Source organism: Bradyrhizobium sp., assembly GCF_035935975.1.
Classification (GTDB): Bacteria; Pseudomonadota; Alphaproteobacteria; order Rhizobiales; family Xanthobacteraceae; genus Bradyrhizobium.
Map to the genome: position 1 here is coordinate 54,152 of NZ_DASYWN010000060.1, position 13,982 is coordinate 68,133.

Genomic DNA, 13,982 nt, shown 5'->3' on the forward strand with positions numbered 1-13,982 from the left:
CAAACAGGCGGGGCTTCGGCCCCGCCTTTCTTTTGCGCCCTCTCAGACAGGAAGAGCCAAATGTCTCTCGACAAGAACGACCCGCTGGTTATCCCCGTGTTCAAGATCCACACCACGAAGAACGAGGCCAAGAGCCGTGAGGCCGGCCGGCCGATCTATGACGACATGGAGATCGTGGAAGTGCGCTTCGCCGGCGACCGCAATAAGATCAGCATTTTCCCAGCGCATGCTATCTGCGGCGAAGCGCAGGACGAGCACGGCGATACCCTCAAGATCACCTATGCCGAGCGCTGGAGCGATCAATACAAGCGCTTCAAGGCGAAGGAGCATCAGGTCGCTGAGGGGACGCCGGTGGACGAGCTGCCGTTCCTGACGCAGGCCAAGCGCTCCGAGCTGAAGGCGCTCAGCATCTACACGGCGGAAGCTCTCGCTGCGCTCGACGGACAGCCGCTCAAGAACCTCGGGCAGGGTGGCCGCGATCTGAAGAACCAGGCGCAGGCCTACCTCGACAACGCCTCTGGCTCGGCCAATGTCATGAAGATGGCAGCGGAGATCGAGGAGCTGCGCCGCACTGTCGCCGAGCTACGGGCCGACAAGGCCTCGCCCGACTCGCAATTCGCATCTTGGTCAGCCGACCAGATCAAAGACTGGATTGAGGAGAAGATCGGCGAACGTCCCAAGGGGAACCCGTCGCATGCGACGCTGGTGAAGCGCGCCGAGGAAGTCGCCATCGGCCTTGCGGATGAGGCGGCCTGATGACTGTTCTTTCGGCCTGTCAGGAAGCAGCAATCGAACTGAGCCAGACGGAGCCGACGACGCTTTTCTCGACGACGGACAGGTTCGCCAAGGAACTGCGTGTTCAGGCGAACAAGTCCGCCGTCGCGATCATGAAGCGGTACGACTGGCAGATCCTGACCAAGCGGGCCACGATCACCGGAGATGGCTCGGACATGAGCTTTGATCTGCCTTCCGACTATGACCGGATGGCCGCGAAGACCAACCTTGCTAGCAGCGCTTCGAACATTGATCTGGTGAAGGCCAAAGACCTTGATCAGTGGGACTATTTCCTGAACCACATGAGCACGACAGTGCCGGGCTACTGGATCGTTCTCGGCGGCCAGTTGCAGGTCCGGCCGGCCCCGGCCATCGGTGTAGTTCATTCGTACTACTACATTAGCAAGAACGCGGTGTCTGGCGACAAACCAGCCTTTACGGCCGACACGGACACCTTCGTCCTTCCTGAGCGGCTGCTGACGCTCTCGATCATCTGGCGCTGGCGTGCATCCAAGCGTCTGGAATACGCCGAGGACATGCAGAATTTCGAGATCGCGTTCGGCGAAGAGTCGGCGACCGATAAGGGAAGCCGCGTTCTCGTGGCCGGACGCCAGCGTGTGCCGTACAACGTCAAGAACTCCTACCCAGGTCCGCTCGGCCCATGAGGCAGCCCGCTGCGCGCGTAAAGCCGCGTATTGCCAAGATGCAGAGCTTTCCGGCGCCTGTCGGGGGCTGGATCAAGAACGTGAATTTGGCATTGCCCGATGCGCGCCGGCCGGATGGGTCTCGGGTCAACGGTGCCGCGGTGCTGGAGAACTGGTTTCCGACCGCGACCGGAATTCGGATGCGCGGTGGATCTCAGGTCCATACGGTGGTGGACGGCTCCGAAGACATCACGGCGCTATTCACCTACGTGGATGGCAACAACCGTTCTCTGTTTGCTGCGACCGAACACGAAATATTCGATGTGACGGCAGGGACGACCCCCGCATATCTGGTTGACGGGCTGGGCAATCGGCTGGTTGACGATCTCGGAAATATTCTGGTGATCGGAACGACTAGCCCCGATATGTCTGGTTTCAATGGTGGGGATTGGTCTGTCGTCCAGTTCTCCACGTCTGGCGGCACTTTCCTGCGCGCAGTGAATGGGGTGGATACTCCGCTCGTCTATGATGGGACGGCTTGGGATACGTCGCCTGCGATCACGGGCGTGACGCCAGAGACGCTGTCGTTCGTGTGGTCATACAAGAACCGCCTGTTCTTCGTCGAAAAGGACACGCAGAACGTTTGGTACCTCTCGGTTGACACGATCGGGGGCGCGGCTTCGAAATTCCCACTGGGCGGCGTGTTTACCCGAGGTGGCGCGCTCCTATTCGGAGCGTCATGGTCGCTCGATAGCGGCGCCGGCCTGTCAGAACAGTGCGTGTTCGTCTCGACTGAAGGTGAGGTCGCAGTTTACCAAGGCACCAATCCCGGCGATGCAAGTGCATGGTCGAAAGTTGGCGTCTACCGGATTGGCAAGCCTCGAGGACCGAAAGCCTTCATCCGGGCTGGTGGCGATCTTGTCATTGCGACGGACATTGGCTTTGTGCCGCTCTCGGTGGCCGTTCAGCGTGACATCGCGGCCCTCGCGCCATCGGCGATCTCCTACTCAATCGAGGAAGCCTGGAACGACGCGGTTAGGAATAGGTCTGGAGAAGACTGGCACTGCGAAGTCTGGCCGACGAAGCAGATGGTCCTAGTGGCGCTCCCGACTCCTACGAGTTCGCAGGCTCAGATGTTTGTTGCCAACGCCAGAACCGGCGCTTGGGCGCTGTTCACGGGATGGCAGGGAACGTGCGTCGCCTTGTTCGGTGACCGTATGTTCTTCGGATCGATCGAGGGGCGGATTATCGAATGTGAAGTGACCGGGATTGATCAGGAATTGCCGTACACGGCAACGGTTGTCCCCTTGTTCGATCCCCTTAAAAGCCCGGCTTCGCTGAAAACGGGGCTGTTGGCACGCTCTGTCGTCAGATCAGCCGCATCCGTCAACGTCACCTTGTCGATGCAGGCGGATTTCCAAGTCGTTCTGCCACCGGCGCCGGATGACTCTGGCGCGACCAGCGGCGCGCTATGGGGAACGGCCGTATGGGGCGAGAGCACTTGGGGCGCTGCTGCACAGAAACAAACATTCAGCGCCTGGCAGTCGATCGGCGGTGAAGGGTACTCAGTTTCGGTAGCGGCGCAGATCACGAGCGGTTCGCTATCGCCGCCAGATATTGAGTACGTGCAGACAGATATGACGTTTGACTTGGCCGACATCGTAACGTGATCGTCACTGACGAGAGGGTTGCAAGGTTCGTCGGCGAGCGGTGCGGATCTATCATTTATCCGCCTTTTACGGCGATGGGAATTGAGCGAGACGGCAAGATCACGGCTGGCGTCGTGTTCAATTGTTATACGGGCCATGACATCTCGGTCACGGTCGCCGGCGGGCCGTTCAACCGGGATTTCATCGCGGCTGTTGGCAAATACGTCTTCGAGAAGGTTGGCTGCGAACGGATGTCGATCACGACTGAGCAGCCCCAGGTCATAGAGATTGCCCAACGACTGGGCGCCGCGGTGGAAGGCCTCAAACGCAACCACTTTGGCAAGGGCAGGGACGCGACGATCCTCGGCATCTTGCGTGAAGATTGGAACTATTGATGGATACTCCTTCGGCCCCGGCCGCTCCTGATCCGGTAGCCACTGCCAAGGCGCAGGGCGACATGAACCAGAACACTGCGACGACGCAGCAGCTTCTGAACATGACCAACCAGGTGACGCCCGACGGCTCCCTCACCTACAACCAGACAGGCAACAACACGTTCACCGGAGCGGACGGCAAGAGCTACACCGTGCCGCAGTTCACGGCTACGCAGACGCTTTCGCCCACGCAACAGCTCCTCAAGAGCCTGAGCGATCAGACCAAGCAGAACATTGGCCAGATCGGCGTCGATCAGTCTGCCAAGATCGGCAGCTTGCTAGGGACGAACGTCAACCTCTCCAACGATGCGGTCGAAAGCCGCCTGATGGATCTGGGCACCAAGCGCCTTCAGCCCCAGTTCGATCGGGATGAGGAGGCGTTGCGGACGCGGCTTGCCAACAGCGGTATCCGGGCCGGCTCAGATGCGTGGAATGCCGAGATGCAGCGGCTCGGGCAGACGAAGAATGATGCCTTGGATCAGCTTCTGCTCAATGGTCGGCAGCAATCTGTCAACGAGATAATGGCTGAGCGCAACCAGCCAATTAACGAGATATCGGCGCTCCTGTCTGGATCTCAGGTCTCTCAGCCGAATTTCACGAGCACGCCGCAGACCAACGTCGCCGGCGTGGATTACACGGGACTTGTGAACAACAACTACAACGTCGCCAATCAGCAGTATCAGACGCAGGTGGGCCAGCAGAACGCGCTCATGGGCGGCTTGTTCGGTCTCGCTGGCACGGCGGGCGGCATGGGAATCTACAAGTACTCGGATCGCCGTCTGAAATCAGACGTGAAACATATTGGAGATGGGCCGCACGGCTTGCCTGTCTATGAATACACTATCTTCGGCAAGCGTGAGCGAGGTGTCATGGCTGACGAGGTCGCGCGGGTTATGCCGGCTGCCGTGATCGAGCGGGATGGCCTTAAGATGGTTGATTATGCAATGCTGGGGCTTGCCTAATGGCCGCTTTCGTGTGGGGCCCCGGCGGCTCTCAAATGACGCCGGAAGAGATCGCTGCTCAGCGCAAGGTCGCGCAGTCGATGATGGAGCAGGGTTCAGATTATTCGCCGGTCAAGAGCTGGTCGCAAGGTGCTGCGCGCGTGGCGCAGGCGCTCTTTGGCGGTATGCAGGCCCGCGATGCGAATGAGGCCGCCAAGGCGAATGCGGCAAGCGAGGCGGCTCTTATCTCCAGCCTTGTGGCTGGTGGGGCGCCCACGAATATTGTGCCCGCCGCAGCTGCGACCGCCCCCACGGTGCCAGCGGCAGCGCCGGCCTCAGGTGACGCTGCATCCGCAATCGCCAGTATTGAAAGCGGCGGAAAGTACGATCTGCTCGGGCCCGTGACGAAAACCGGCGACCGCGCCTACGGCAAGTACCAGGTCATGGGCGCTAACATCCCGACATGGACGAAGACCTATACCGGGCAGGCGATGACGCCCGAGCAGTTCTTGGCGAGTCCTGAGGCGCAGGAAGCGGTGTTCAAGGGCCAGTTCGGCCAGTATGCCCAGATGTACGGCCCGGAGGGCGCGGCCAAGGCATGGTTCGCCGGCGAGAGGGGCATGAACAACCCGAATGCTCGAGATCAGCTCGGGACGACGGTGCAGAGCTACGCCGATCGGTTCAGCAAGGCGTATGGTGGGGCGCCGTATCAGGTCGCTGGGCCTGCGGTAGCGGCGCCGAGCGCGCCGGCCGCTGCTCCCGTTGAAGCCGCTGCTGCGCCGGCGGCTCCCCCGTCTCCCGCCGTCCAGTCCGTCGCTGCGGCTGTTGCGCCAACTGGCCCGAACCCTCGCATCTTGTCGGCGATCGCAAGCCCCTATGTGAGCGAAGGCACCAAGAAGGTGCTGAGCATCATGCTGCAAAACCAGCTTTCGAGCGAGGGCGTTACGACCGCTGATGCCGGCAACAAGATCATCGTTATGGACAAGCGCGGCAATGTGGTCCGCGAGTTGGCCAAGGGCGAGCCGAACAAGGGGCCGGAATACGGCGTCATAGGCAAGGACGCCTTCGGCAACGAGCAGTATGGCTGGCGCGATCCTCGCACCCAGACCACGACACCGGGACCGCAGGGCACCGCGCCGCCTCCCGCTGTCGTAGGTGCTGACGGTCAGCCTATCCAAATCCCTCAGGGGCAAGATCCCAAGGTGTACCGGGAAGCGGCATCCAAGGCTGGCGTCGCCAATGCGCTGCCGGCCAGCTTCGACGACACGGCCAAGGCCCGCACGGAGTTTGCCCAGCTCCCGTCCTACAAGAACCTGTCGCAGGCCGCGCCGATCTATCAGGCGATGCACGAGGCCGCAGGCCGCAATACGAAGGCCGCGGATCTCAACCTCGTCTATGGCCTCGGCAAGATCATGGACCCCGGCTCGGTCGTTCGCGAGGGCGAAATCCAGATGGCCAACAATGCGCAAGGTTGGCAGGAGAAGCTGAACGGCATCATTGCTCAGATCAACGGGCAGGGCGGCCTGACGCCGGAAGGCCGGCAGGCGCTCATGGCTGAAGCCTATGGGCGCATCCAAGCCTATAAGGGCGAGTTCGACCGGGACGCGGCGCGCTATCGTGGCATTGCCGAGCGCAACCGGATGAACGTGCTCGACGTGGTGCCTGACTTCGGCACGTTCGACCCGTGGACAGTGCCAAAGGCGACCGCGACGGTTCACACGCCTTCAAACATCGATGACCTTGTGAAGAAGTACAGCAAGTAATGGCGACGCTGGACGAACTCGGAAAGGCTTTGGTGAACGCGGACGCCGCCGGCGATGTGGCGGCCGCACGCGCTCTTGCCGGCGAGATCACGAGGATGCGGCAGGTCGCGCCGGCGGCAGCGCCCGCTACCGCCCCGGCACCGCCCGCAGACCCGTTCGCCGCTCCGACCGGGGCAGAGGCCCCGCCGGCGCTGGCCGCCATGGGCTATGGCGAGTTGGCGCGCACGGCTGGCCGAACAGCTGACAACATCGTGCGCGCAGCTGCAAATGGCATGACCTTCGGGCTTGCAGACAGGTTCGCCGGCGGCATGGACGCGCTGACCGGCCAGGCGCCGTCTTATTCTGAGGGTGTCAAGGCTCAGCACGCCGAGAGCGAGGCGCGGCGGCAGGAGCAGCCGGCGGCAGCAGTAGTCGGCGATGTCGCAGGCGGTTTGGCTGGAGGCGCTGGCCTCGTCAAGAATGGCGTTACCTTGGCAACCCGCGTCGGTCCTGCGTTGTTGCCGCGCGTGCTCGGCTATGGCGCTGAAGGCGCCGCTTATGGCGCAGCGCACGGAGCCGGTAGCACCTATTCCGAGCGCATTGCGGACTACATCGAGAATGCCAAGAAGGGCGCTACGACGGGCGCGCTGATCGGCGGGGCGCTCCCCGTTGTTGGAAACGCCGCTGGAGCGCTGTATCGCACGGCGGCATCCTTCCTCGGCCCGCGCGTAGAGGGCGCCAGCCGTGGCGCGTCTGCGCTCCTGCGGGCCGCCGCCCAGGCCGACGAGGCCGGCCTGCGGGAGCTTCCTTCCATGGGCCCGGATGCGATGCTGGTCGATGCGGGGCCGGCCATGCTGGGGCTCGGGCAGGGCGCCGGGACGGGCACGGGATCGGGCCGTACGGCGCTTGTGAATGCGTTGCGCGAGCGCGATGCGCGCACTGGGCAGAGGTTGGCAGAAGCGCTGGATACAAACCTAGGACCGGCGTCGGTGCCGTCCCGCATAGAGGCGGGGCTGTCCGGTGATCGTGCCTATGCTGGCCTCGACTATCAGCCGCTATTGCAGAATGCGCGGCCCACGAATACCCGGGCGTTGGCCAACCAACTTGAGGATATTGCGGTCGTCGAACGCGGCGGAGCTCAGCGAGCGGCCCAGCAAGTCCGAGATATGCTGGATGGCCAGCCGCTGCGAAATGCTGCCCCTGGTGCCCGTCCGCCTTTGTCGGATAACCCGGCCGTTCTTCTCAACACCAGAGAAGCCATTGACGGCATGCTCAAGACCGAGGCTGACCCCAATGTAATCCGCGTTTTGACGCAAACGCGCCAAGCGGTTGACGAAGAATTGGCGCGCTCAGTTCCAGGGATCAAGGCGGTTGATGCGCAACTCGCGGAGTCACATCGCCAGTCGGCCGCGCTTCAGCGGGGGACCCAAGTCCTCGAGAGCGGAAAGACCGCCATTCGGCCGGTGGAGTTAGCGGACGAAATTTCGCAAGGCGCTCTCCCGCAAGGCAAGATGGTCGGCCCATCAGCCGCACCGGTGCGCTTGCGCCAAGGAACCCGCGCCGAGCTTGACCGCCTCGTCGGCACCAACGTCAACGACCTGAACACTCTAGAGCGCAAGATCGGCACGCCGCAGGACTGGAATAGCCAAAAGCTCGAGACGATCTTCGGAGAGGGCCCGGTTGCGAATGTCGCTAAGGCCTTGATGGATAACCGCCGCTTCCGGCAGGCCTATCAGGATATCGTCCAGAACTCGCAGACGGCCCAGCGCGTAGAAGCCGCAGCTTCGATGAAGGGCGCCGAGGGCGGCAATGTCCCGCACGACACGACCATAACTGGGATCGGCCTGAAGGCGCTCAACGCAGTCGCCAAGGCGATCTCAGGTGCGAGCAGCGCGAGGACCAAGGATGAAATCGGCAATATTCTCGCCCAGCAGGGACCGGCCGTTGAGCGCGTCGCTCGCGCTTTGCTGGAGTCGGCACGGACTACCGGCGAGAACGCGCGCGCGATCAATCGCGTTCTGTCATCGCCATATTGGATTTCCGTAACCGCGCCTGCCGCCGGTCGTAAATCCACGCAATGAGGCAGAGGGCAGGGAAACCGATCAGGAAGGCCAAGTCGGTATCGCCGACGAAGGCTTCCCAGCGCTTAACAAAGAATGTGACCACCGCGCCGAGCGCGAGTGCTGCGAGCAACTGAATAAGGCTGGTCATCCGACCAGATTATCCAAGTTCGACCGACCATCCAAGGCCCCGACAGGGGCCTTTTTCTATGAGGAGGGGCCTTTGCCCTCAGACGCAAATGGCAATTACAGCCTGCCTGGTGGCTACCTCGCCGTAACCGGCGAAACCATCTTGGCAAGCCAACACAATCCGCCCTTGGAAGATCTGGCCTCTTCCATGTCGCTCCGGCTAATGAGGTCGGGCGCCGCCGCCATGACTGGGCCGCTCAAGCTTGCGGACGGCGCAGTTGGAACGCCGGGTATGGCATTCGGCAGCGCCACGAGCACCGGCATCTATAAGACGACTGCCGGCATCGGTTTTTCCGTGGGTGGCACTCAAGTCGCTGAACTATCGTCAGGCGGGTTTAAGAGCGGCGCACTCCCGATCGGATCTCTCGTCCCGTTTACGGGAACGAGTGCTCCCGCGCTTTACGTTCTCCCCTACGGACAGACGCTGAGCCGTGCCACGTACGCGGACCTGTGGGCTTTTGCGCAGTCTGAGATCGCTGCTGGAAATGCTTTCTACAACAACGGTAACGGTTCGACGACGTTTGGGGTTGGAGACCTGCGCGGACGTGTTCTCGCTTGTAAAGATAACCTTGGTGGAACTCCGGCCGGCCGGCTTTCATTCGGACCAAGCGATGTTGATGGACAGACCTTAGGCGCAGTCGGTGGGGCGCAAAACATAACGCTTCTGGAATCACAGATACCTTCGCACGTTCATGGCAACACGCTGACCGACAACGGCCACGCGCACTCGTACACCCGTCTGCTGGGCGGTCTTAGAAATGATGGTACGTCGGCCTTAACGGTCAACACCAATCAGGTCGGCGACACGACCGGCAGCTCTCAGTCAAACATCACGATCAACAACGCCGCGGCCGGTGGCGGGCTTGGGCACATGAATGTGCAGCCCACAATTGTTGTTAGCTATGTACTCTTTGCTGGGGCCTGAAGGATATGGATAGTATTCGACCGAAGGATCTGCCCGAGGCAACTACCGCTGGCGCTGGGGACAAGCTCATTATTGATGGTTCGACTGCTCGAAGCATCGAGGTCAAAAACCTCATGCACAACCTGATCATCAGTTATGCGCCAGCAAATCCAGCCAATGCAGCGATCTACTCTGCCTCGGATGACCCGCCTGTCGGCTATTCTGGATTTTACAATGCATTGCAAATTTCGCAGGGCGCCCCTATGCCCGCTAATCAGCAATATCTCGGGGGTGCAGTGCCTGTGCGTCAGGCAATCGTCGGAACGTCTGTCATCCCCGCGACCGATACGACGACTTGGCAGGCCGCAGGCGTCGCCGGTTATGCGCGCGGAGACATTGCCGGGACTGGGCGGAATCTAGTCGGCATCTTCGGCCAAGCGACGACGACGGTCGCCAACGCGAATCTGTTCGGTGGTAACGCTCTCGCCGTTAACAACGACGGATCGACAAGCACAGTCGGGTTTGATGCGAACTACGTCACTGCATTTGAGTTCAACGTAAACCTTTGGAAGAAATCTGGCGGCGCCGATCCAACGATTCTGGGCGGCCACGTTTACGGCATCACGGTTGCCGGCAGTGGAAACATAGCCGGCCAGATCGCCGGATCTGCCGGTGTTGTCGTCAACCAAATGTGTGTTGCGACGAACATCCCTTGGAATTTTGCATTCCAGACATATGATGGCGCTGCCACTATTGGCGTCAGTCTTGGGACCAATGGTACTGGCAACAATGTCAACGGCCAGCCCTTGCGATCTACGGGCCGCGATGCTGGAGGTACGGCGCACACCATTGACGTTCATTGTGATCCGAACGGGGCCTTGATCCTTGCTCCGGATGGCGCGTCTACCGTCGTAGCGCATCTGTCGGGCATCGGCGGATCCACGGTCTTTCAAACCGGGAACGTCTTTGGCAACGCCAAGATCAACGTGCCTGCACTCGCTACGGCTGGCGTTATCACTAATGATGCCTCCGGCAATTTCATCAGCACGACGTCGCTTGGACTAGCTGGATCTATTAAAAGCAGCGGTACCGCCGGCGTCGGTTACACCACCGGCGCAGGTGGCACGGTCACTCAGGCTACCAGCAAATCAACCGGCGTCACGCTCAACAAGGTGAGCGGCCAGATCACCATGAACAATGCGGCTCTGGGAAGCGGTTCATCGGTTAGCTTCACGCTGACCAACTCGACCATTGCCGCAACTGACATTCCCCTTGTCGCTATCGCGACCGGCGCGACAGCCGGCGCTTATCGCATCATCGTCGATGCTATCGCGGCCGGCAGTTGCCAAATATCTCTGACGAACGGCACCGGCGGCTCGCTGAGTGAATCCTTAGTGCTGAACTTCTGCGTCATCAAGGGCGTTTCAGCGTGACGGGAGCCAAACTAGTCCCGCTGTCCCGCCAAAGTCTGGCAATCCTTATCCCTGGCCTCTCGATGAACCGCTCCGTTAGATAGGAGAGGGCGAACGTAATAACAAGGAAGGATGGAGTATCGAGTACGTTCGGTAGCTTCTCGTATGGCAGGTAATCTAGAACCACGGCGTGGACGAGATAGAGCGAGAAAGAAATGCGGCCGATCCACGCAATGAAATTGTTCTTGAGTATGGTTTTGGACGCGTGATGATGAAGGATGGCTATGGCGCACAGTAGTGCGGCAATGCTCATCTCGAGATGCCAATGGGTGAGCACTGCAATTTTGGCAATTGCTAAGTTCGCAAGCAGAGCTCCCCAGAACCACCACCGAGAGGAGAATAGTCCGACTATGTTGGAGTTCTTCTCGATCAACAACGCGCAGATGGCGCCATACATGAGTTGGTCCAAATAGAGTACGGTTAGCCACTGATCGTTGCCTATGGGCCAACTCTCTGGCGTGCCGCCGTCATTGTTCTTCGCCCAAATGCTGACACCGATCAAAATTGCGATCACAAGCGGCAACAGACCGCGATTGTAGGTCAGTGCGAAGACGACGGGAAAGAGGAGATAGAACCAAAACTCTGCATGCAGAGACCATGCAACTGCTGTTGCGTATCCAGTGTCCTTCGGAAGGTGGGTGAACGTTAGTAGTCCAGGTAACCCGTCGATAAGGCGGGGAAGTATTTCTGGATGAAAGCCCCAAGCTAGGATGACGGCGACCCCCAACGTCGTCATGTAGAGCGGGAAGATCCGCATGAACCTGCGGAAGATGAAACCCGCGATATCGGGGGGCGAAAGGCTGTGCATCCTGATCAATATCCGAGTGATCAGGAAGCCGCTGAGACAGAAGAAGATGCTCACTCCGATTGAGCCGCCGGGCATCTTGCCCTTGTGGCAAAGCAGAACGAGCAGCGCGGCAAACGCGCGGATGTAGTCGTAATAGGCGTCCCTCTGGCCCATTTATGGGTTCCTATCTAAACCTCTAGCAGATTCAACCCACGGTAATCCTAAACGCCCTCGCTCGGGCGAACGTCGCTATCTGACCGAAAACCAAGCCGCCTTCGGGCGGCTTTTTCTATGGAGCACTCATGACCGAGCCGGCCGCAATTCGCTTTAACAACCCTGGAGCCATGTGGGGAACGGGGAACTCGATCGCCACGAAATGGGGATCGACCAGCACCACCACCCTCAACGATGGCCTCGGTCAAGGCAACAACATCGCTTTCTTCCCTACGAAAGTTCAGGGGGCATGCGCACAATTCGACCTATGGCGATCCTCTAAGAACTATCGCAACAAGACGTTGGCATCTGCCATCTCGACCTGGAGCGGTGGGAACTATGTCTCGAGCTACCTCAATTTCCTGACCGATCGTGTGCCGGGGCTGACGGCTAGCACGGTGATTGACGAGGCCTATCTTCGATCTCCGAACGGGATCGCCCTCATGAAGGCGCAGGCTTGGCACGAGTCCGGCAAGCCGTACCCGATGACCGATGGCGAATGGGCTGAAGCCCAGCGCCGTGTGTTTGCGAGCAAGGCGCCAACGATCCCGACAACCAAAGCCGCGACGACTGCCGTTGTCGTGAACACGGCCACGGCAACAGCGGCGGCGCAGGCGCATTCCTCCGGCGCATCACCCGTGGTCGTCATTTGCATCATCGCCGCTGGCCTCATCGCCGCGGCGATCGCTTGGTACTTCATCCACAAGAGGGCTGCCTGATGGATTGGAAGGACGTAGGTAAGATCGTCGCGCCGCTGGCGCCGACGCTGGGTGGCATTCTCGGCGATCTCATCCCGATACCCGGCGGGGGCATGATTGGTACGGCTGCTGGCAATATCCTTGCCGCAGCACTCGGCGTTGATCCGACCCCGGATGCGGTCGGCGCAGCCATCCAAAATGATCCGAATGCCGCAGCGAAGATCTCGGCTGCGGAAACGGAAGCCGGTGCGAAGTGGCCCGCGCTGGCTGAGATTGCCAAGGCGCAGTTCCAGGCCAATGCGACGGAAGCGGAGTCCATCAACGCAACCATGCGGCAGGAATTGGCCGCAGGGCAGAAATGGTACGCCTGGCGTAATCTCTATGGCTATTCCGTTGGGTTCGAGGCGACAGCCACGAGTTGGGTGATCCTCTATGCGCTCGTGTTCCGGCCCGACATTGTGAGGGCTGTGCAGGACAGCCTTTCCTTCTTCCTGTCCTGGTACGGCATGCGCTTCGGTCTACTGGGATACATTCACAATCAGGCGACCGTTGAGAAGGTGGCTGCTGTCACTGGAACGCAGCCTGATGGCGTGGTGAAGAGCGTGATCAAAGCCGTGACCGGCAAGAAGTGACGCGGCTACGGGCTGGGGGAAATCCTAGCGATCGGCGGATTTCTAGGAGCTTGGCGGAATGGGACTTTCGTTTGAATGGACGGTCAAGCTTGGCGACATTTTCTGGCTGGTCGGAGCGCTCTCGATGGCGGGAGCCTTCCTCTATCGAAGGGGCGGCAAAGAAGCCGGTGACAGCATGACGCTACAAACGCTCTCCAGGGAATTCGGCGAGATGAAGGCCGAGTTCAAGACGTTCTCCGACACGCTTCAGAAGATCGCGGTCCAAGAGACCAAGATCGAACTTCTGATGAAGTGGTACGACGAGCTGCGGCACGGGACGGGATTTATCCAGGAGCGTCGCGCCAACATTGATGGCGAATACAAGCGCTGATGCGCCATATGAAGCGTCGCGCTAACTTCTTTCTAGCCGTCATCTTCTCTGCCTTTGTTGCTCTCGTCGCCGCCCTGATCATACTCATGACCAGACCGGCGTGGCCCGCTGATCAAATCCCGTGCTGGAAGGCGCGGGCCATACTCGAATATGCGGGCAGTATCGCTGAGGCCGGAAAGATCGCTCAGCAGCACGGCTACACCAAATCGCAGATCGCCGAAGTTCGGCGCCGTTGCGGCCTCTAACGAAAGGTTATCCCCCTTGGCAATGACGATTGTCCGCGTCACGAGCGGAGGCATTCCCGCGGTCGAGTCCGATAAGGGGCTGCCATATTACGAGGCTGATAACGGGTTTGGCATTCCGGTGAACTTCGGCAGCACTGGCATTCCCCTTGGGAGAGCAATCTATGGACCGCCGCCTCAAAACGCCACCGCAAATGCAAAACCCCTGATTGGCGCAGATGGCGCCCCCCT

General features: G+C 60.4%; 14 protein-coding genes. 12 read left to right on the plus strand and 2 right to left on the minus strand.

What is annotated here, in order from left to right; all coding sequences use genetic code 11:
- Positions 1 to 60 precede the first annotated feature (60 nt).
- From VGR99_RS38195 to VGR99_RS38235, 9 genes are all read left to right on the plus strand, one after another.
- A complete protein-coding gene (locus tag VGR99_RS38195; RefSeq protein WP_326905105.1) occupies positions 61 to 756 on the plus strand; it encodes a hypothetical protein in 696 nt (231 codons plus the stop codon).
- Complete coding sequence (locus VGR99_RS38200) at positions 756 to 1,439, plus strand: hypothetical protein (RefSeq protein WP_326905106.1); 684 nt, start codon at positions 756 to 758, stop codon at positions 1,437 to 1,439. The genes VGR99_RS38195 and VGR99_RS38200 overlap by 1 nt, the downstream gene beginning before the upstream one ends.
- Entirely contained in the window at positions 1,436 to 3,088 is a 1,653-nt protein-coding gene (locus VGR99_RS38205; RefSeq protein ID WP_326905107.1) for a hypothetical protein, read from the plus strand. The genes VGR99_RS38200 and VGR99_RS38205 overlap by 4 nt, the downstream gene beginning before the upstream one ends.
- Positions 3,085 to 3,462 (plus strand): GNAT family protein, encoded by a 378-nt coding sequence (locus VGR99_RS38210; protein ID WP_326905108.1) that lies wholly within the window; start codon positions 3,085 to 3,087, stop codon positions 3,460 to 3,462. The genes VGR99_RS38205 and VGR99_RS38210 overlap by 4 nt, the downstream gene beginning before the upstream one ends.
- Positions 3,462 to 4,463 (plus strand): tail fiber domain-containing protein, encoded by a 1,002-nt coding sequence (locus VGR99_RS38215; protein WP_326905109.1) that lies wholly within the window; start codon positions 3,462 to 3,464, stop codon positions 4,461 to 4,463. Before VGR99_RS38210 ends, VGR99_RS38215 begins: the two co-directional genes overlap by 1 nt.
- A 35-nt stretch (positions 4,464 to 4,498) precedes the next feature.
- Positions 4,499 to 6,205: a hypothetical protein gene (locus VGR99_RS38220; protein WP_326905110.1), complete on the plus strand. Its 1,707-nt coding sequence runs from the start codon at positions 4,499 to 4,501 to the stop codon at positions 6,203 to 6,205.
- Positions 6,205 to 8,265: a hypothetical protein gene (locus tag VGR99_RS38225; protein ID WP_326905111.1), complete on the plus strand. Its 2,061-nt coding sequence runs from the start codon at positions 6,205 to 6,207 to the stop codon at positions 8,263 to 8,265. The genes VGR99_RS38220 and VGR99_RS38225 overlap by 1 nt, the downstream gene beginning before the upstream one ends.
- Positions 8,266 to 8,467: 202 nt before the next feature.
- Positions 8,468 to 9,358, plus strand: a complete 891-nt coding sequence (locus tag VGR99_RS38230; RefSeq protein WP_326905112.1) for a tail fiber protein — start codon at positions 8,468 to 8,470, stop codon at positions 9,356 to 9,358.
- A 5-nt stretch (positions 9,359 to 9,363) separates the two neighbouring features.
- Positions 9,364 to 10,770 carry a hypothetical protein gene (locus tag VGR99_RS38235; RefSeq protein WP_326905113.1) on the plus strand — a complete coding sequence of 469 codons (1,407 nt, stop codon included), beginning with the start codon at positions 9,364 to 9,366 and terminating at the stop codon, positions 10,768 to 10,770.
- On the opposite strand, the gene VGR99_RS38240 is transcribed toward VGR99_RS38235, so the two are convergent.
- Positions 10,751 to 11,770 carry an acyltransferase gene (locus VGR99_RS38240; RefSeq protein WP_326905114.1) on the minus strand — a complete coding sequence of 340 codons (1,020 nt, stop codon included), beginning with the start codon at positions 11,768 to 11,770 and terminating at the stop codon, positions 10,751 to 10,753. The two genes, VGR99_RS38235 and VGR99_RS38240, sit on opposite strands and share 20 nt — an antisense overlap.
- A 128-nt stretch (positions 11,771 to 11,898) precedes the next feature.
- Between VGR99_RS38240 and VGR99_RS38245 the strand changes: the two genes are divergently transcribed.
- From VGR99_RS38245 to VGR99_RS38255, 3 genes are read left to right on the plus strand one after another with little or no spacing between them, the layout of a single operon-like run.
- Complete coding sequence (locus VGR99_RS38245) at positions 11,899 to 12,528, plus strand: hypothetical protein (protein WP_326905115.1); 630 nt, start codon at positions 11,899 to 11,901, stop codon at positions 12,526 to 12,528.
- A complete protein-coding gene (locus VGR99_RS38250) occupies positions 12,528 to 13,139 on the plus strand; it encodes a hypothetical protein (RefSeq protein ID WP_326905116.1) in 612 nt (203 codons plus the stop codon). The genes VGR99_RS38245 and VGR99_RS38250 overlap by 1 nt, the downstream gene beginning before the upstream one ends.
- A gap of 58 nt (positions 13,140 to 13,197) precedes the next feature.
- Positions 13,198 to 13,509 (plus strand): hypothetical protein, encoded by a 312-nt coding sequence (locus VGR99_RS38255; protein ID WP_326905117.1) that lies wholly within the window; start codon positions 13,198 to 13,200, stop codon positions 13,507 to 13,509.
- Positions 13,510 to 13,541: 32 nt separating this feature from the next.
- On the opposite strand, the gene VGR99_RS38260 is transcribed toward VGR99_RS38255, so the two are convergent.
- Positions 13,542 to 13,796 (minus strand): hypothetical protein, encoded by a 255-nt coding sequence (locus VGR99_RS38260; protein ID WP_326905118.1) that lies wholly within the window; start codon positions 13,794 to 13,796, stop codon positions 13,542 to 13,544.
- Between the last annotated feature and the right edge of the window lie 186 nt (positions 13,797 to 13,982).

What these genes read in the sequence shown, in the direction of transcription:
- VGR99_RS38195 (WP_326905105.1), top strand. Translation starts at nt 61, where the DNA reads ATGTCTCTCGACAAGAACGACCCGCTGGTTATCCCCGTGTTCAAGATC.
- VGR99_RS38200 (WP_326905106.1), top strand. Translation starts at nt 756, where the DNA reads ATGACTGTTCTTTCGGCCTGTCAGGAAGCAGCAATCGAACTGAGCCAG.
- VGR99_RS38205 (WP_326905107.1), top strand. Translation starts at nt 1,436, where the DNA reads ATGAGGCAGCCCGCTGCGCGCGTAAAGCCGCGTATTGCCAAGATGCAG.
- VGR99_RS38215 (WP_326905109.1), top strand. Translation starts at nt 3,462, where the DNA reads ATGGATACTCCTTCGGCCCCGGCCGCTCCTGATCCGGTAGCCACTGCC.
- VGR99_RS38220 (WP_326905110.1), top strand. Translation starts at nt 4,499, where the DNA reads ATGACGCCGGAAGAGATCGCTGCTCAGCGCAAGGTCGCGCAGTCGATG.
- VGR99_RS38225 (WP_326905111.1), top strand. Translation starts at nt 6,205, where the DNA reads ATGGCGACGCTGGACGAACTCGGAAAGGCTTTGGTGAACGCGGACGCC.
- VGR99_RS38235 (WP_326905113.1), top strand. Translation starts at nt 9,364, where the DNA reads ATGGATAGTATTCGACCGAAGGATCTGCCCGAGGCAACTACCGCTGGC.
- VGR99_RS38240 (WP_326905114.1), bottom strand. Translation starts at nt 11,770, where the DNA reads ATGGGCCAGAGGGACGCCTATTACGACTACATCCGCGCGTTTGCCGCG.
- VGR99_RS38245 (WP_326905115.1), top strand. Translation starts at nt 11,899, where the DNA reads ATGACCGAGCCGGCCGCAATTCGCTTTAACAACCCTGGAGCCATGTGG.
- VGR99_RS38250 (WP_326905116.1), top strand. Translation starts at nt 12,528, where the DNA reads ATGGATTGGAAGGACGTAGGTAAGATCGTCGCGCCGCTGGCGCCGACG.
- VGR99_RS38255 (WP_326905117.1), top strand. Translation starts at nt 13,198, where the DNA reads ATGGGACTTTCGTTTGAATGGACGGTCAAGCTTGGCGACATTTTCTGG.